Raw genomic sequence first — 18,701 nt, 5'->3', positions numbered from 1 at the left:
TTTTATAAAAATCCCTTGAAAAAAATCAGCACAGACCGATATTGATACATGTACAAGGATCAAACGATCTTGTTAGTGAACAGTGGATGCCTAGCATCACTGAACATTTCTTATTGTTACAACTTTGCTTATTAAAGAGAGTTCTAATTATGAGTAGTTTAAATCTTAACCCACTTTTCCGTCGTAGCATTGGTTTTGATCGTTTCAACGATTTATTTGATTATGCCATGCAAAGCGACACACCAAATTACCCGCCATACAATATTGAAAAAACGGCTGAAAATAGCTATCGCATTGTGGTGGCAACCGCAGGTTTTACAGAAGATGAACTTTCGCTAAACTTAGAAAATCAAGTGCTAAGCATTTCAGGTAAACCAACTGAAGCGCAAGATACAACTGTGGAATTCCTGCATAAAGGCATTGCTCGTCGTACATTTAAACTGTCTTTACGCTTAGATGAACATATAGAAGTGCAACAAGCCCTATATGAAAATGGTTTATTGACAGTGGACTTACAGCGTATTATTCCTGAAGAAAAACTACCACGCCAAATTCCAATTGGCAAAAAGGCATTGATAGAAAGTCCTGTCCAAGAAAATAGCGCTGAATAAGCCCTCATCTAAAAAGACCCTTCGGGGTCTTTTTTATATTAAGAAAATTAGTTAGATTCAAAACATGACAAACAAGAATAAAAAATCATGCCATCTCAAGAATATAGTGTCTCGATTGCAAATTTTATGTTCTGATTTTCTATTCCAAACTAAATACTCCCTATAGGTGTTTTTAATGAATCTTTGGTGGGTCTGGCTTACAAGCTGTTCATCCACTCTTTTTCATTTTTGGCGTATCTTGCAAAAAATAATCCTACTCTGTATTACTATCTATTTATATGAAATGTACTTTGTTCTGATTGCTTTTATGACATGGAATATACGACCTAATATTACCAAGATGAAACTCTATTGGAGGGTACTGAAAATTCCTATTTCACAGCCTGTTTTATGTAAATAGATCTCACATAGTTAGCTCAATAAAAAGCTTTGCTCACTTTATACCTACATTAAAACTAAATTAAAGCATTTCAAAACGTCTGAATCGAAACAACGATTGAATATCAATTAAAATATAATCAAATTTGTCTTTCTTAAAGAAACTTACTTAATACCCTCAGACATAAGTTCGCATTCATGAATTTTGCTCTATTTTCCAATCAATACGCAGCAAAAATTATTGGTGCCCTTGAACATCATTGAGATTAAAAAACCAAAATATAGGCAAAAAAAAGCACTGCAAATGCAGTGCTTTTTTAATGGATACTTACTTTTTCTTTTTAGGACCAAGCAGCATACCCATTTGACGGCCTTCCATTTTTGGTGTTTGTTCAACAACACCATAGTCAACCACGTCAGCTTCAATTTTTTGCAATTGAGCCAAACCTAACTGTTGGTGTGCCATTTCACGACCACGGAAACGAAGCGTGATTTTTACCTTATTGCCTTCTTCAAGGAACTTGATAATGGCACGTAGTTTAACGTTGTAGTCACCAACATCAGTACCAGGGCGTAGCTTGATTTCTTTCACCTGTACTTGATGTTGTTTTTTCTTCGCTTCTTTTTGCTTTTGTTTTAGATCAAACAAATGCTTGTTAAAATCCATGATTTTGCAGACTGGTGGCTCAGCATTAGCAACAATCTCAACAAGGTCAAGATCTACTGCTTCTGCAGCACGCAAAGCGTCAGCAAGAGATACAATCCCTTTTTGCTCGCCATTTTCGTCTACTAGACGGACTTCTTTTGCACGAATTTCATCATTCAAGGCAGGACGGTTTGATTTTCCGCCCTGTTGATTACGGTCAGGCTGTTTAATCGCTTTTACTCCACAATGTACCGGCCGCGTTCGGCTACGGCTGCTTTTACTAGGTCAACGAATGCATCAATTGACATAGTACCCAAATTTTTTCCAGAGCGAGTACGGACGTTTACAGTACCTTCCTCAACTTCACGGTCTCCAAGAACCAATAAGTAAGGAATACGCTCTAAAGTACGTTCACGAATCTTAAAGCCGATTTTCTCATTTCTCAAGTCTGAAATCGCGCGGATACCGCTTTCTTTAAGTTTAGCGACGACTGACTCACATGCTTCAGCTTGTGAATCGGTAATGTTCATCACACATGCTTGAATTGGAGACAACCAAGGTGGCATGAAACCAGCATAGTGTTCAATAAGTATACCAATAAAACGCTCGAAACTGCCAAGAATTGCACGGTGCAACATTACAGGCTGATCACGGTCGTTATCTTCAGTCACATAAGACGCATCTAAACGTTCTGGTAAGTTAAAGTCACATTGAATTGTACCGCACTGCCATACACGACCTAAGCAGTCTTTCAATGAGAATTCAATTTTCGGACCGTAGAATGCACCTTCACCCGGTTGAAGTTCCCACTCTAGGCCTGCAGCATCTAAAGCATCTGCTAAAGATTTTTCTGCCATGTCCCAAAGTTTGTCATCACCTACACGTTTTTCTGGACGTGTCGACAACTTCATTTGTACTTCTTCAAAGCCGAAGTCTTTATATACATCTAAAGTCAATTTAATGAAGTCTGCAACTTCACTACCGATTTGTTCTTTCGTACAGAAGATATGCGCATCATCTTGTGTAAAGCCACGTACACGCATAATGCCGTGTAATGAACCCGATGGTTCGTTACGGTGACATGAACCAAACTCAGCTAAACGGATTGGCAGGTCACGGTAAGATTTTAAACCTTGGTTGAAGACTTGCACGTGACATGGGCAGTTCATTGGTTTTACTGCATAATTACGGTTCTCTGAGTGAGTCGTAAACATGTTTTCAGCATAGTTAGCTGCGTGCCCTGATTTTTCCCAAAGCGTGAAATCAACCACTTGCGGTGTACGAATTTCTTGGTAACCATTAGCTTGTTGAACTTTACGCATGTATTGTTCAAGCACTTGATAAATAGTCCAGCCGTTCGGATGCCAGAACACCATACCTGGTGCTTCTTCTTGCATATGGAACAAGTCTAACGCTTTACCAATTTTACGGTGATCGCGTTTTTCAGCTTCTTCAATACGTTTAATGTAGGCAGCTAACTGTTTTTTGTCAGCCCAAGCTGTACCGTAAATACGTTGCAGCTGTTCGTTTTTCGCATCACCGCGCCAGTAAGCACCAGAGATTTTAGTCAACTTGAACGATTTTAAGAATTTAGTATTTGGAACGTGCGGACCACGACACATATCCAAGTAGTCTTGATGGTAATACAAGCCCATTTCAGTTTCTTCAGGCATGTCTTCGATCAGACGCAGTTTGTATTCTTCGCCGCGTGCAGTGAACTCTTTGATCACTTCATCACGTGGAGTCATTTTTTTGATGACATCATAGTCTTGGTCGATGAGCTTTTTCATGCGCTCTTCGATTACTGCCATGTCGTCTAAAGTAAACGGACGTGGCATCCAGATGTCATAGTAGAAACCTTCTTCAATGACAGGACCAATGACCATCTTTGCTTCTGGGAACAATTGCTTAACGGCATGACCCACCAAGTGCGCACAAGAGTGACGAATGATGTGAATACCATCTTCATCTTTAGGCGTGATAATTTGTAGGCTTGCATCTTCTGTAATTAAATCACACGCATCAACTAAACGATCGTTTACACGACCCGCAACTGTATTTTTTGCTAGACCAGGACCGATGCTTTGAGCAACTTCCATCACAGACACGGCATGATCAAATTCTTTTTGATCGCCATTTGGCAAAGTGATAATTGGCATATAAAAATCCTTAAGGAGTGATGCCCCGTACAATGGAGCATGTCACCGCGAGATTATGATCGAGGGAGACCCCCCAAAAGATAAAAACGGTGGATAAATAAAATTCGACCTAAATTTTACACGCCCTGCCAACTTTAATAAACCTCTAATCCCATGGAAGTTGATTTTTCTGCCTCCTTTTACAAGACTCCTGATAATTCAAGCAGATTTCAACTGAAATGCGCTTTATGCTGTCAACATAATAATCACGTTCTCATTCATAACTGATGTTACGCACGTAAAAAAAAATTGCGAAACAATTGAACCAAAGAACGTAAGGACGCTTTTTTATTCTCTGAATGTCTCTAAGGCGATCAATTGATCTGATTGATACAACCAAAGCTGTGCAAATTGAGGGATGATCATTTCACTTTGCGCAGGGCGTAAAAAAATATAATCATCTATGTCTATGCTACTTGTCTGCGGAATTTGCACAAGTTCCTGATTACTACTTCGACCATATAATGCATGGGGCTGACTGCCTTGAGGATAAACATAGTCCCCTCGCCAATAGCCTCCATAAATAAACACAGCCTGAGATTTTGCCCAACGACTGAGCCATTCTAACTGTGGTAATTCAGTCCGCGGCAACACTTTTAACACTGGTGTGGCGAGCCACAAGGCACTTTGGAAAGCTTGTAAATTTTTCAGTTCAAAATCTGCGGGTTTTAATAACATCGAGCCAAACGAGACTTCGTTACAGACGCTCTGCTGATAATGAAAACTAAAACTAGGACTACCACCACCATTCCAACAGGTGTGTTCATCACATAAAGTTGGATAGCGCTGTTGTACATAAGCTTTGAATTGTTGATAACTTTTCTGGGATTGTTGATAAGTCTGTTCAGCAGATTGAATCAGTCGTGGAATCTTCGCCACATGTGCGTCATAGCCCATCAATCCTGAAAATTTTAAATGTTGAGGATGTTGAACGATTACATCCAAAATAGCCTTTAGCTCATCGATCGTTTTCAGACCACCGCGGTGTAAACCCACATCGATTTCAATATTGATGCGTAGACACAGTTGATGCTGCTCAGCAAATTTGAGGTATTGGGCTAAACGCTGTTCACTATCAATCAGCCATTGCACTTGCGATTGCGTGGCCTGCAAAACTGCCTTGTCTGCATGCTTCAAGGCCTGAATTGGCATCGGTTTTCCAAACAACACATCGGCTTGTGGCATCGACTCGAAAAGTGTTTTCAGATGTGCAAAATGAAATAGCATGAAACGCTGTGTCTTGAGCTGTGTAGCACAGTGTTGAAGCAGAGCCATGCACGCCAAGGATTTCACCACCAAGCGCGGATGCAGACGCTCTGGCATTTGCTGCTGAGTGACCCCCAAGTTGTGATTTAATGCATCAACATCCACGATTAACTGGGGCATCCCCGTACCATTTTGTTTTAACAGCGAATTCAACTTTTGAAAATATGCATCCATGCCATCCCCTTTTTCATATCGTTCAATTGGTCTTCAACGTTTAACGTTCCACGATGCTTATTCAATCAGTAACTGCTGTAGCTCTGGACTGAGCCACTTTTGCTTCGGATCTAATTCTTGTCGAATATTCAAAAAATCTTGCCACTTGGGGTACACATTTTGAAGCTGCCGCGCATTTAGGCTATGCAATTTCCCCCAATGCGGACGCCCGCCATATTTTAAAAAAATCGGCTCCACGAGCTTAAAGATGACTTGATAATCTTGCTTATAGAACTGATGCACCGAAATTGAGGCCGAATCTTGCTGATAAAACGGACTGAGCCAAATATCATCTCCACGTACAAGTCGATATTCTAGCGGAAAAAACATCGGAACCTTATGTCGTCGAAGGGTATGCAAAATTTCTTCTAAACAATTCATCCCGTGTTGCAGCGGAATCTGGTATTCCATCTCATTAAATTTGGTATTTCGAGCAGAAGGAAAAATTCGACTTGACCAGTCTACGTTCATCGAAGGTTTGACAAAAACACCTAATAATTTTTGTAGCCATGGATTCAGTGGTGGAAATAATCGCGTCAATTCTGCACAAAATTTGAGTAATACGTCGTCATCTAAGCACTGTTCTTTCCGCGGTTGAAGGTTATCTTCCGTCTCATCTAAGGTTTTTAAAATAACCTGATCGGCATGACTAAATGCCCAGAACTCAATATGTCGATGTTCATATTGCCATTGCTGCATATTCTGCATGACATCGTTCAGTGGACATAATCGCGTCTGTTCTTTGAGTTTATACATCGGTCGATTTTGCAGCTGTACATGCGTCAGCACGCCTAAACTCCCGAGTGAAACACGCCCTGCTTGGAAAATTTCGCTGTTCTGTTCAGCACTGCATTGTAGTAACTCGCCCTGCGCGGTTAATAACTCAAACCCCTTAACCAGTGCCGATAAACACGGCAATTCGAGTCCTGTGCCATGTGTCCCTGTTGCGATAGCTCCAGCCAAACTTTGACGATCAATATCTCCTTGATTGATCAGTGCCTGATCAAAAGACGCGAGCTTCTCGCCCAAATCAAATAATCGTGTGCCAGCTTGGACGGTACTTTGGCAGCGTTCAGCATCGATATCTAGAATACCTTTGAGATGATCTAAACTTACTAAGGTATCTGTGGTTTTTGCCAAAGGGCTAAAAGAGTGCCCTGCGCCAACCATACGAATCTTAGGTTGGGATTGAACCACCTCCATTAACTGCTCAAGATTTTTCGGTTGTGTAAATGACTTCGGGATCGACTTCTGAGCACCTGACCAATTTTCCCATACAATGTCGTGTTGAATTGTCATATTCATCCTTATCGCCATACTTTTTATTGTATTCAGCCGTATTGTTTTATTTTTGATTTCCGCTTTTGCAATGTTGATGCACAAGCCATCTTGATTTTTTACTTAGATTATACGAAGTTCTGTATCTTCTCAAATTTAAGTTTATTGTTATAAAACAGCAAATAAGCCACGATCAATTAAAGAGAAAATAATTCATCTATATAGCCACAAAGACTATTCAAGGCGCTCTAGATTATTCGATCAGCATCATTCAAACATTATCAATAAAGAGGATCACACACGGAAATATCTGCAAAATCAGCATAAAAAACCAACAATTATTGTCTATTTTTCAGCTAAATTATTTATTCTAAAAAATCAATTTTGAGAACTACAGGGTTCATTTTCGCCACTGAATTGTATTTTATTTTATTCATTTTCAATCACTTAAAAAATTAGTATAAATACTCGACTAAAGCATAAATGCAGAGACCCTATGGACTGAATTATTGTTAAGTCAGATTTAAAACAAATATACATGGACTTGGAGTACCACGATGGTTAGCGCATACGATGAATTGCCACGGACCCCGGCAAATTTTGTGGCACTTTCGCCTCTACGTTATTTAGAGCGAGCAGCCTATATTTATCCTGATCAGGATGCCATTATCCATGGCAATCGTCATATTTCATGGCGCCAAACGTATAACCGCTGTCGTCAATTTGCACATCAGTTGCAACAATTAGGCATTGGCAAAAACGACACTGTGTCTGTGTTATTACCGAATGTTCCTGCTATGGTTGAAGCACACTTTGCCGTACCAATGGCCGGTGCTGTACTGAATACGCTAAATACACGTCTTGATGCGAAAACCATTGCCTTCATGTTGGAACATGCGGAAACCAAAGTCCTGCTGGTTGACCCTGAATTCACTCAAGTAGCCACAGAAGCTTTAGCTTTAATCGATCAAGACATTTATGTCATTGATGTGGCAGATGCTGAATTTGAAGGTACAGCACAACCGATTGGACAAATCGAATTTGAAGACTGGTTGGCGCAAGGTGATGCCAACTTTGAATGGCACTTACCTCAAGATGAATGGGATGCCATTAGTTTAAGCTATACCTCGGGTACCACAGGGAATCCAAAAGGCGTGGTGTATCATCACCGCGGCGCATATATCAATGCAGCGAGTAACATCATTGCTTGCGGCATGACGCCACGTGCAACGTATCTGTGGACGCTTCCTCTATTCCACTGTAATGGCTGGTGCTTTGCATGGACGATGGCAGCCAATGGCGGAACCAATATTTGTCTACGTAAAATCGACCCTGAACTGATTTTCAAACTGATCGCAGAGCACAAAGTAGATTATTTCTGCGGTGCGCCAATCGTACTTTCAATGATGATCAATACGCCTGAAGAGAAAAAAGCGCAATTTGACCATCGCGTTGAAGTGATGGTTGCTGGTGCAGCGCCACCTGCTGCGATTATTGAAGGGATGCGTAATATTGGTATTAATGTCACACATGTCTATGGTTTGACTGAAACATATGGTCCATCGGCACTTTGCGCATCGCAAGCAGGTTGGTCTGATCTTTCCATTCAAGAACAAGCACAGTTGCATTCTCGCCAAGGTGTGCCATACCCGCTTCAAGATGGCATGAAAGTCATTGATCCTGAAACCATGTTACCTGTTCCGCATGATGGCGAGACCATGGGTGAAATCATGTTCCGTGGCAACATCGTAATGAAAGGTTATTTGAAAAACCCAGAAGCAACGGCTGAAGCCTTTGCCGGTGGCTGGTTCCATACCGGCGACTTAGCCGTCTGCCAACCTGACGGTTATGCCAAAATTACTGACCGCTCTAAAGATGTGATCATTTCAGGGGGTGAAAACATTTCATCGCTCGAAGTAGAAGAAATTCTATATCAACACCCTGCTGTACTGACCGCTGCAGTGGTTGCAAAACCTGACCCTCGTTGGCAAGAAGTGCCTTGTGCCTTTATTGAATTAAAAGCAGGTAAAGAAGCAACGCCTGAAGAACTGATCGAATTCTGTAAGCAGCACCTTGCACGTTTCAAAGTACCTAAAGATGTAGTGATTACCGAAATTCCAAAAACCTCGACAGGTAAACTTCAGAAGTTCGTTCTCCGTGAATGGGCTAAAGAGCGCGCTGTTGGTGAATTTGGTTAATGTTAAAACTCAAAAGCCAAGCATGATTTTTTCAATCATTTAAGCAAAAAAAGCGACCTAATCAGGTCGCTTTTTTGATGTGAAGTCTATAACTTCACGTTTTGCTTCAATGATCAGATCATGTTGAATTCTCTGATCATTGAGCTATCTAAGTACTTGGCTATCTAATCATGCATTAGTTATCAGATAATAAAGCCACTTGTTGAATGTAGTTAAACAATTTCAACTTTGACGCAGTCAGTTCTTCTTCGCTTACATTTTTGGATATATCACGTTGAATACGCAAAATATGCTGACGAATGGGATGATGTTCAGCAGCATTATGTGCTTTCATGAACTCTTTAATGACTGGATCACCTTGGGCAATCATACGTTCAGTCCAGCGTTGAAGCTGTGCTGTTTTTTTCGCACCTTGCTGCGGGGTTAAGTAAGATAAAATCATGGTTTCATCTTCATTACGCAGTAATTTACCTACACGTTGAAACTGACGGCGTCGCGCTTCATGTGAAGTAATTGTTTGTGCATCTAGTAGTGCTTCGATCAGACGCTCTTCAACAGGAAGATTTTTAATCTGTTTAGGATTCAGTTTTGCAAGTTCCTCGCCCAAAGCAGCCATACGTTGTACAGCTTTCTTTTGCTCAGTTTTACTTGCACGTCCTTCTAAGGATTCAAAGTCTTCTTCAGTATAGCGGTTCGGTCGACGTGCCACGTTTAATCTGCCTCGTAAAATTTTGCTGCAAACAGTGCTTGAATTTCAGATAAAGCTTTTTCTTCATCTGCACCTTCAATCACTAAGCGTAAAGTTGTGCCCTTGCCTGCGCCAAGCATCAGCAAAGACATAATATTTTTGGCATCTACTAATTTTCCACCCTTACCAATTTGAATCGACGAGCGAAATTTGGTCGTGACTTCGATTAGCTTGCCAGATGCACGCGCATGTAAACCCAGTTTATTAATTACGTCAACAGTTGTGTCGATCATGACCAGTGCTTCATTTCTCTATGTAGAACCTGAATAGACCATTTTGCCTCAAGTGCTTTTTTTAGTCTATCTACGATATATACCGAACGGTGTTGCCCACCTGTACAACCGATCGACACCGTCATGTAATGACGATGCCCTTCGGCAAATGCCGGCAGCCATTTATCCAAGAAATTATAAATATCTTGGAACATTTCATTGGTTTGTTCACTTTGCTGTAAAAATTGACGAACTGGCTCATCTAATCCTGAATACTTACGTAATTCCATATCCCAGTGCGGATTGGGCAAATGACGGACGTCAAAAACATAATCTGCATCGAGTGGAATACCATGCTTATAGCCAAAAGACTGTAAGATCAAAATTAAATTATCTGCCTGTCCAAGTTTAGACAGCAAGGTATGTTTTAAATCATGTACACTCTTATCTGTAGTATCAATATGTACTGTCGAGCGTAATTGAATCGGCAACAGTAAAGATTTTTCTTCCTGTATGCACTCATTTAAACTTTTGAAACGACTTGCCAACGGATGGGGACGTCGAGATGAACTGAATCGCGCAATCAATTCCTGATCACGCGTGGTCAAATAAATAATATCGACTGAGCCATGGCGTTGTAGCTGTTGAAAAACCAAATCGAACTCTTGTAAATCTGCACGTGTACTGCGGACATCCACACCCAGTGCCAATTGTTCAAGATTATTTTCTGAATCAAGTTTTTCAACAATTTCGGGGAGTAAGGCCAATGGCAAATTATCGATACAGTAATAGCCTAAATCCTCAAGTATCTGTAATGCAGATGACTTTCCAGATCCAGATTGTCCTGTAACAATTAAAATGCGCTTCATCGCTTGCTACCCCATAGCCGTTTTAAACTGCAGTATATTTAACCTGCATATTATCAATAAGACGTGTTGCGCCTAATTTAGCCGCAATAAACAACACCACGTCTTGATCAAATTCTTCAATTTTCTGTAATTCAGGTGTACGTGCTTCAACATAGTCCACAACAAAACCCGCTGCTGTCAATGTTGCTTTAATATTCGCTAACACATCTGCAAGTTGAGTTCCAGCATGTAATTCTGCCTCAGCCGTTTTCAAGCTTTGGTAAATCGTTGGTGCAATCGCACGATTTTCCGCACTTAAATAACCATTACGTGAGCTCAATGCCAAACCATCTTCAGCACGCGTAATCGGCACACCAATCACTTCTAGTGGAATATTTAAGTCACGTACAAACTGACGAATCACTGCAAGTTGCTGGTAATCTTTTTGCCCAAAGAATGCAAAATTCGGTTGAACAATATTAAAGAGTTTTGTCACAACAACAGCAACACCGTCAAAATGACCCGGACGCTGTTCGCCACACAAATCATTGGTAATGCCGCCCACGCTAATATTGGTTAAGCGCGGTTTGTTGCCATACATTTGTTCAACAGTCGGTGCAAACACGATGTCACAACCCACTTCAGCCAATAAGTGCTGATCTTGTTCCAAAGTACGTGGATAGTTGTCAAAGTCTTCATTTGGACCAAACTGAATTGGGTTAACGAAAATACTCACCACCACGACATCACACAGTTTACGTGCTTCACGAACTAAATTAAGGTGACCTTCATGCAAGTTCCCCATCGTTGGTACAAAACCAATGATTTTGCGCGCAGCACGTGCTGGATTTAGCGATGCACTTAAACCTTGAATCGTTGTTTCAGTTTTCATGTCTTACAGCTCAATTTGGAATGTATGTTCTTTGGCAGGGAAACTACCATCAAGTACGGCAGCATGATACGCCTTAAACGCATCCACAATTGCTGTTTCCCCTGCTTGCTCTTTCATAAAGTTGCGAACAAATTTCGCCACGTGACTAAACGTCAGTCCCAACATATCTTGTTGAACCAAGACTTGAGCATCCGTTTCTGCACCGGCACCGATCCCAATCACAGGTGTATTTGGGAATAATTCACTAATTTCTTTACCCACTTGGGCAGGAACACATTCCAAAAGTAAAATTGCTGCACCTGCATCAACCACAGCTTTACAATCTGCAATGAGTTGATCCGCGGTTTCGCGTGTACGTGCTTGCACTTTATAACCGCCAAACACATGAACCGATTGCGGAGTTAACCCTAAATGCACACACACTGGAATACCATTACGGGTCAATACTTCAACTGTTTCTGACAACCATGCGCCACCTTCCAATTTGACCATCTGTGCGCCTGCTTGCATCACGATCTTTGAATTCACTAAAGCGTCATTCAAAGTGGCATAGGTCATAAATGGCAAATCAGTCAAAATAAACGCATGTTTATTGCCACGACGCACTGCTGCAGTGTGATATACCATATCTTCAACAGTGACAGGTAAAGTCGAGTCATTGCCTTGAATGGTCATCCCCAATGAATCCCCAATCAAAATGCTATCGACTTCAGCAACTTCCATTGCTTTTGCCATGCTCGCATCATAGCAAGTCAGGCAGGAGAATTTGCGGCCTTCCGCTTTAAATTTTTTCAAGTCACTTAGACTAATCATTTCAATATTCCTCAGATGACGGCTTTCTCAAGTGGTCATACAAAAATTAAAGATGGGCCCAGTTTCCTGCATCCAATACAGTTAAATTTGGATTATTCAAAATAGGTAAATCTTTTAATGGTTGTCCTTTAATCTGTAGATTCTCATCTAAATCCAATAAAGGTTTCAACACAAAATCACGTTCTAAAACACCAACATGAGGCACCGTTAAACGTTCATTTTGAATGTGCTGTTCACCGTAAATCAGTAAATCTAAATCCAGTGTACGCTCGCCCCAATGGCGTAGGCGTACACGCCCCGACTCTTGTTCAAAGCGTTGTAATTCATCCAACAAAGCCAAAGGTGCTAGATCAGTTTCTAATGCAACCGCTGCATTTAAATAATTCGGCTGATCTTGTGGCCCCATTGGTGGGCTTTGATACAGTTGTGAGACTTTTACAGTACCGAGTGTCGCAAGTTTATGCACCGCTTCACTGAGGATCTGTAGAGAATCACCTAAATTACTGCCTAAACCAATATATGTCAGCGTCATTGTGTTGGCCCAAAAATAACCTGAGTCAAATCTCGTTTCACACGTTTACGTTTTAAAATCGGATGATCTGCACCAATTTCACCACTGGCTGACGCTGCAACGATTGACACTGTCTCTAGACTATTGGCATGTGATTTAGGCTTACGTTGACGGCGACTTCTGCTTTCTGGTTCATTCACCAGCGGTTCAATTTCAACTTGCTGATGAGTAGAAGTTTTGGCTTCCACATCTTCATGCGCCGCTTTACGACGACTCTTGGCACGTTGACGATTGTATTGGCTAATTGCTCGTTCTTTTTCGTCAGTGCTCATCTGCTGATAAGCATCCCACCACTGCCCCATGCCTTGCGTGCTTGTATCGCCCGATTTTTCACGCAGCAGCAGAAAGTCAAAGCCTGCACGGAAACGTGCATGACCTGAAAGTGCTTCAATTTGCTGTGGTTTTGGACTTAGTAAACGGGTTTGCATTTCCCAAACTTCACGAATAAATGTTTCGGCAAAGCGTGGAATAATGGTTCGTGTAGCCTGACGTTTCAATACATCCAAGCCTGCTTGAGCACGCGCTTCAGCAGGAACAACACCTTTATTTAGATAGAACGTACAACGCTCTTGGAACGGAATCCACAATAACACGGCATAGAAAAATGCAGGGTTAATGGTTTTCCCAATCGAAATACGTTGATCGGTATTTTTTGCAGCCAACTCAATAAATGGGGTTACGACCGGTTTGATATCTGCAAATAACTGATACCAAATACCAAAATCGATCAGCATCGGTAAGACGCGATTGAGATGCCCCATAGTAAAGAGTTTTTGTGACTCGTCGTATAAACGATGTGGAGACACATCACGCAGCAATTGAGTAAGTTCTGGGGTAAAGACATCCAGAATTTTTTCATCAATATTAAAGTTTAATTTGGCTGCAAAACGTAAAGTCCGAAGCATCCGCACAGGATCTTCTTCAAAACGTAGTTGTGGATCACCCAATAAACGCAACATTTTATGTTTTATGTCATCTACTGCATGACAAAAATCTAGCACTTCGCCTTTGCGTGGTTGGTAATACATTGCATTGATCGAGAAGTCACGACGTGCAAAGTCTTGCTCAATCGTACCCCAATTATTATCACGTAAAATCATGCCCGCAGCAGAAGTCACGGCTTTTTTAGGCGGCGCACGGAAGGTCGCAACTTCGATCAGTTCACGTCCTGAGTAGACATGCGCCAGCTCAAAACGACGACCAATAATTCGGCAACGTCGCCCGAAGACTTCTTTCACCTGAGCTGGTGTCGCATTAGTTACGGCATCAAAATCTTTAGGTGCATGACCCAACATTAGGTCGCGGACACCGCCACCCACGATATAAGCTTCATAGCCTGCCTTAGTTAAGGCATCAATCACATCTAAAATGGAAGAAGGTAATTGTGCGGTTGATAAACCACATTTGGACGCGCGCAAAGTTTGCAAAAGACGCTGTCTCCTACGTCTGAACGTAAAATTCTTAAGATGTCGCTAATGATATCTCTAACACAATCAAAGGGCAATTTGATTATCTCGATGCTCAAGCTGAGCTTAACCTAATTCTTTTTTTTACACTTCACTTAAAGTGCCAATTTTGCTTTATTTTTAGCAAACAGCGCAGGACCGATGCCCTTAACCTGTTGAATATCATCAATGCTTTTAAATAAGCCATTACTTTTACGATATTGCACAATGGCTTCTGCTTTTTTCTGACCAATTCCATGCAAAGTTTGCAGTTCATCGACTGAGGCTGTATTTAAGCGTACCTGATCTGATCGGCTATTTTGCTGAGTGCTGGGTCGTGACAAATAATAGTTGGCATTGCTGGGTGCAGTTGCCGATTTGGACTTAGAGGCCTCAGATTGCTTTTTTAATTGTTGATCTTGAGCTTGTTGCATGGCTTTCCATTCCGCGTAGCCCGAAGGGCTTTGAGCATAAGTCAAATTTGCCATTAAACTCAAAACCAAGACAAGTAATTGTGTAGAGTATTTATTCTTTAGGATGTGGTACATATTTAGCCTGTTGTTTTAATTGTTGTTTTGCCTGTTCCCATAACTGATCCATTTCAGTCAGGGACAAGTCTTCTACATGTTTTTGTTGTAATGTGGCCTGTGCTTCAATATAAGCAAAACGGCTTCTAAATTTATGAATGGTACTTAACAGTGCCATCTCACTTGAGATGCCAATCTTACGTCCAACATTCACCAGAGAAAATAAGCAATCACCAAATTCATCAAATATTTCGTCGGATTTTTTGCCTGCTAAGGCCTCTTTTAATTCCCCCAGCTCTTCCTCAAGCTTGCCATAAGCCCCTTCAATATCTGGAAAATCAAAGCCAATTTTCGCCACATTTTTTTGAATTTCATCTGCTTGGCTTAATGCAGGTGCATGTTTAACCTCATCTAATCTAGATGCTGATTTCCCTGCTTTTTCTTGTTGTTTAATCTGTTTCCATAGTGTTGCCACATCATCCGCATTAAGTGCTGAGAATTGCTCTGCCTGAAACACATGGGGATGACGGCGAATTAATTTATCTGTAATCGCTTGCACCACATCTTGAAAATCAAACGCGCCTTGTTCGCTATACATCTGCGACTGAAAAACCACTTGCAGCAACAAATCCCCCAGTTCATCTCGTACATCATCACTCTGACCTGAACGAACCGCCGCTTCAACTTCATAGGCCTCTTCTATAGCATAACGAGTCAGACTTTCTGGGGTTTGCTTTTGATCCCATGGACATTTTTCACGTAATTCTTTCATCACTGCTAATAATTGTTCCATGTGAACTCCAGCTATTTACTCATCAGTACATTGTTTCGATTACAGAATTTGATATGCTCAAAATTCACTCAAGGAATGAGCAACTCAATTTAAGGAAGCATAACATGCAAAGTATTTTTATTAGCGGTGCTGGACAAGGGATTGGCGCAGCAATTGCACGACTGTTCATACAACAAGGCTATAAAGTTGGACTCTATGACATTAACCAATCTCAAGTCACCTCATTAGCTGCTGAACTCGGGAGCCATGCCAAAGCTGGGCTTTTAGATGTGACACAACCAGAGCAATGGCAAAGCGCTTTAGCTGAATTTGTTGCTTGGGCAGGTCAGCTGAATATCTTAGTCAATAATGCCGGAATTCTGCATTCAGGCAGCTTTGAACATACGGAACTGTCTGCACACCACCGAACAATTGATATCAATGTCAAAGGGGTGATAAACGGTTGCTATGCGGCATTCCCCTATTTAAAACAAAGCAATTTTGCTCGTGTGATTAACCTCTCTTCGGCTTCAGCAATATATGGACAAGCCGATTTAGCCAGTTATGCCACATCTAAATTTGCTGTCCGCGGGTTCACTGAAAGTTTGGATATTGAATGGCAAAAATACAATATTCGCGTTTTAGATGTGATGCCTTTATTTGTTCAAACCGCGATGGTGCAAGACATGGATGCCCAAAGCATTAAGAAAATGGGCGTCAATCTTCAACCGAGCGATGTCGCTCAGCAAATTTATACCTTGGTACAAAAAAAGGATACGGTCTTAATGGCCACACATACACCTGTGGGGATGAAAGCTAAATTTTTATTTAATTTATCGAAGTTTAGCCCGCAATTTGTCAACCGCTTAAGTAATATTTGGATTGCACAAAAACCCAAATAGCAACGTGTTACTAATCATTTAATTTTGCAATCATATTTGTACGCAAATTACACAAAGTTACACAATTGTCACATTTTAACAGGACAAAATTCCTTTTTTTGAATAATATTCACCCGCCCATTACTTTCGGGCGTTTATTTTCTAACAATAAAAGTGAATTATTTCATGAAAAAATTACTTGTTCTTGCAACTGTTACTTCTATTTCAATTTCTGCTTTTGCTACAACTCAATTCGCATCTTCAGAATTAAAAGCGATGGATTGTGCAACTCTTGCTGTTGAAAAAGCGAATGCTAAGCGGTCTTTAGAAGCTGCTGACAAAAACATTGCAAACATCCAAGCATCTGCTCAAGCGCCAGGCAAATCATTGAGCAAATTTGCTGGTTTAGCGGGTGGCGCTCTTGCTGCTTTCGGTGGTAACTCTGAAAAAGCTGCTCGTGCAAGCAACATTGCAAACAGCTTGGCTGGTGAGCAAGATACTTCAGAAGCAGGCAACCTTGAACTTCAACAAGCGAACAAATCTGCTGCTCAAGCAAACATCGACAACATTGGTATCTACCAAGGTTCTAAAAAATGCAAAATCTAATCTAAAGCTAGTTTAGATTGATTTTCAAAAAAAAGCCCTGTTCAGCCAGAACAGGGCTTTTTTATAGTTATTTTATTTCATACCGATTTATAAGACATTCAACTCAATTTTCGGCAAATGAAAGCCTCGGCAAGATTGTTCACTTTGCCATGCCACCGTCAACATGACATGCGGTAGTTGAATATTATGATAAGCAAAAGTGCCAATAGCGGGGTGACTACACATCCCACCATTCTGCTCAGGATGACACTGGGTATTCAGTTCATTCAGGTTCACTCGAATCCCTAAACCTGACGCTTTAAGTACCGCCTCTTTGGTGGTCCAAACTTTAAACCAAAAATCAGGATCATGCTCACAACTGTCCCAATTGAGCAATTCTTCGGGATGAAAGCTGTGTTGAGCCATCGCATCAAAACGAACTTTTCGATTTAAATCCTCAATATCCACACCAATATTGGCAATTTTTTCACTGCTGGCCAAAACATAATGCTGCTGGCTATGACTATGATTAAAATGAAAATGTGGCAAATCAGGAATAAAAGGCTTACCAAACGCAGACTTTGAAAAATCTGAATTTTCAACTGATCTATTAAGCTGCTGCGCAAGTAATTGATTGCGATATTGGTAAATGGCTTGTTTACGCACAGCAATTCCCTCTTGACGACTCAAGCCATGCGGCTCCACAAAGAAGTCAGTAATTGCACTATATTCAAGCTGAATTTTCGCCATAAGTTGTTGATCCAATATCTTTTACACTACGTCCATGACGCTATATTTTATGCGACTCTCCGACACAAAATACACCACAATACAGATGAGCGCATCGGTCCTTTGACTTATCGAGATTTTAAAACTCAGTTTAAAAATATTTCTAACCACTTAAGAAATACTTAATATTATAAATATATTCAAATACTTAAGTATAATAAATATTTTAAATACATCTTCAATTAGATAAAATACTCTAGATTCTTATAACTTTAATTTAAAACTCGGGGTAAACCAGATGCTAAGAAAAATCACCTTAATCAGTTCACTTTGTGTCCTACCATGTTTCGCTCAAGCAGGCTTATTGGATGCAGCTGTTGCAGTAATGGGTGCCAAAAATGGCGCGATTATGGACCAAGCTGAAGCGCGTATGAATCAAAGCCGTCAAGAAGCTGCCAATGCTGTAGCTCAAGCAGACCGTGGCTATGCCTCAAATTTCAATCAAGCTAACCAAACCAACAATAGTGTTTATAGCACCAGTTATTTAAAAACCTTAGATTGCACTGATCTGAGCGTTGAACGTAAAACTTTCGAACGCACATTGGAAGCATCGCAACTGGCATTAAGCCAAGCGTCTGCACAGCAAAATAATCAAGTTTCAAAATGGGCTGGTCTTGCTGGCAACGCGCTATCCGCATTTTCAGGTCAATCTGAAACAGCCGCGCGTATGGGACAATTTGCGACAGCTTTTTCTGGCAATAAAAATACACAACAGGATAGCAGCAGCGCACAGCAAGCCATGGAAATTGCTCAAACTAATCTGGATAATATTGATATTTACCGCCAAGCTAAAAAGTGTAAAAACTAATTTCTACATCTTTTTAGATAAA

At 40.9% G+C, this 18,701-nt stretch carries 19 protein-coding genes; 5 read left to right on the top strand and 14 right to left on the bottom strand.

Features of this window, described 5'->3' with window-relative positions:
* The first annotated feature begins 149 nt into the window (after positions 1-149).
* On the top strand, positions 150-611 hold the full coding sequence (locus tag FTT72_RS02630; protein WP_168378471.1) for an Hsp20 family protein: 462 nt from the start codon (positions 150-152) through the stop codon (positions 609-611).
* Positions 612-1,317: 706 nt separating this feature from the next.
* On the opposite strand, the gene infC is transcribed toward FTT72_RS02630, so the two are convergent.
* The 4 genes from infC to FTT72_RS02610 all read right to left on the bottom strand — a co-directional run bounded on the left by infC (position 1,318) and on the right by FTT72_RS02610 (position 6,611).
* Positions 1,318-1,866: a translation initiation factor IF-3 gene (gene infC / locus FTT72_RS02625; protein ID WP_078192643.1), complete on the bottom strand. Its 549-nt coding sequence runs from the start codon at positions 1,864-1,866 to the stop codon at positions 1,318-1,320.
* 5 nt (positions 1,867-1,871) lie between these two features.
* Positions 1,872-3,794 (bottom strand): threonine--tRNA ligase, encoded by a 1,923-nt coding sequence (gene thrS / locus FTT72_RS02620; protein ID WP_180177813.1) that lies wholly within the window; start codon positions 3,792-3,794, stop codon positions 1,872-1,874.
* 327 nt (positions 3,795-4,121) lie between these two features.
* On the bottom strand, positions 4,122-5,273 hold the full coding sequence (locus FTT72_RS02615; protein ID WP_180159982.1) for an alanine racemase: 1,152 nt from the start codon (positions 5,271-5,273) through the stop codon (positions 4,122-4,124).
* Between the two features lie 57 nt (positions 5,274-5,330).
* A complete protein-coding gene (locus tag FTT72_RS02610) occupies positions 5,331-6,611 on the bottom strand; it encodes a D-arabinono-1,4-lactone oxidase (RefSeq protein ID WP_180177827.1) in 1,281 nt (426 codons plus the stop codon).
* 536 nt (positions 6,612-7,147) lie between these two features.
* On the opposite strand from FTT72_RS02610, the gene FTT72_RS02605 reads away from it, so the two are divergent.
* Complete coding sequence (locus FTT72_RS02605; protein WP_180177812.1) at positions 7,148-8,788, top strand: acyl-CoA synthetase; 1,641 nt, start codon at positions 7,148-7,150, stop codon at positions 8,786-8,788.
* 175 nt (positions 8,789-8,963) lie between these two features.
* Here the strand turns inward: FTT72_RS02605 and yjgA are convergent, their stop codons facing one another.
* The 9 genes from yjgA to mazG form a co-directional block, all read right to left on the bottom strand.
* Positions 8,964-9,497, bottom strand: a complete 534-nt coding sequence (yjgA, locus tag FTT72_RS02600) for a ribosome biogenesis factor YjgA (RefSeq protein WP_180106360.1) — start codon at positions 9,495-9,497, stop codon at positions 8,964-8,966.
* 2 nt (positions 9,498-9,499) lie between these two features.
* Complete coding sequence (locus tag FTT72_RS02595; RefSeq protein ID WP_067763492.1) at positions 9,500-9,769, bottom strand: HPr family phosphocarrier protein; 270 nt, start codon at positions 9,767-9,769, stop codon at positions 9,500-9,502.
* Positions 9,766-10,617, bottom strand: a complete 852-nt coding sequence (gene rapZ, locus FTT72_RS02590) for an RNase adapter RapZ (RefSeq protein WP_078189595.1) — start codon at positions 10,615-10,617, stop codon at positions 9,766-9,768. The genes FTT72_RS02595 and rapZ overlap by 4 nt, the downstream gene beginning before the upstream one ends.
* A gap of 22 nt (positions 10,618-10,639) precedes the next feature.
* A complete protein-coding gene (gene panC / locus FTT72_RS02585; RefSeq protein WP_078192648.1) occupies positions 10,640-11,488 on the bottom strand; it encodes a pantoate--beta-alanine ligase in 849 nt (282 codons plus the stop codon).
* Between the two features lie 3 nt (positions 11,489-11,491).
* The gene (panB, locus tag FTT72_RS02580) at positions 11,492-12,301 is read right to left on the bottom strand and encodes a 3-methyl-2-oxobutanoate hydroxymethyltransferase (RefSeq protein WP_180005387.1); all 810 of its coding nucleotides are present in this window, start codon (positions 12,299-12,301) and stop codon (positions 11,492-11,494) included.
* Positions 12,302-12,347: 46 nt separating this feature from the next.
* A complete protein-coding gene (gene folK, locus FTT72_RS02575) occupies positions 12,348-12,833 on the bottom strand; it encodes a 2-amino-4-hydroxy-6-hydroxymethyldihydropteridine diphosphokinase (protein WP_180005386.1) in 486 nt (161 codons plus the stop codon).
* Positions 12,830-14,299 (bottom strand): polynucleotide adenylyltransferase PcnB, encoded by a 1,470-nt coding sequence (pcnB, locus tag FTT72_RS02570; protein ID WP_180177811.1) that lies wholly within the window; start codon positions 14,297-14,299, stop codon positions 12,830-12,832. Before pcnB ends, folK begins: the two co-directional genes overlap by 4 nt.
* Positions 14,300-14,433: 134 nt before the next feature.
* Positions 14,434-14,865: a ComEA family DNA-binding protein gene (locus tag FTT72_RS02565; RefSeq protein ID WP_180055938.1), complete on the bottom strand. Its 432-nt coding sequence runs from the start codon at positions 14,863-14,865 to the stop codon at positions 14,434-14,436.
* Complete coding sequence (gene mazG / locus FTT72_RS02560; protein WP_180171737.1) at positions 14,843-15,637, bottom strand: nucleoside triphosphate pyrophosphohydrolase; 795 nt, start codon at positions 15,635-15,637, stop codon at positions 14,843-14,845. The genes FTT72_RS02565 and mazG overlap by 23 nt, the downstream gene beginning before the upstream one ends.
* Before the next feature lie 104 nt (positions 15,638-15,741).
* On the opposite strand from mazG, the gene FTT72_RS02555 reads away from it, so the two are divergent.
* The gene (locus FTT72_RS02555) at positions 15,742-16,518 is read left to right on the top strand and encodes an SDR family oxidoreductase (protein ID WP_180177810.1); all 777 of its coding nucleotides are present in this window, start codon (positions 15,742-15,744) and stop codon (positions 16,516-16,518) included.
* A 165-nt stretch (positions 16,519-16,683) separates the two neighbouring features.
* A complete protein-coding gene (locus tag FTT72_RS02550; RefSeq protein WP_180089863.1) occupies positions 16,684-17,103 on the top strand; it encodes a hypothetical protein in 420 nt (139 codons plus the stop codon).
* 87 nt (positions 17,104-17,190) lie between these two features.
* Here FTT72_RS02550 and FTT72_RS02545 read toward each other — a convergent pair whose 3' ends face one another.
* Complete coding sequence (locus FTT72_RS02545) at positions 17,191-17,832, bottom strand: 4'-phosphopantetheinyl transferase superfamily protein (RefSeq protein WP_180177809.1); 642 nt, start codon at positions 17,830-17,832, stop codon at positions 17,191-17,193.
* 277 nt (positions 17,833-18,109) lie between these two features.
* On the opposite strand from FTT72_RS02545, the gene FTT72_RS02540 reads away from it, so the two are divergent.
* Entirely contained in the window at positions 18,110-18,679 is a 570-nt protein-coding gene (locus FTT72_RS02540) for a hypothetical protein (RefSeq protein ID WP_180117163.1), read from the top strand.
* Positions 18,680-18,701 lie beyond the last annotated feature (22 nt).

Origin of the sequence: Acinetobacter sp. YH01005, from assembly GCF_013420465.1 — a bacterium.
Classification (GTDB): Bacteria; Pseudomonadota; Gammaproteobacteria; order Pseudomonadales; family Moraxellaceae; genus Acinetobacter; species Acinetobacter amyesii.
The sequence above is the reverse complement of the archived record's forward strand: the minus strand, read 5'-3'. Positions and strand labels throughout refer to the sequence as shown.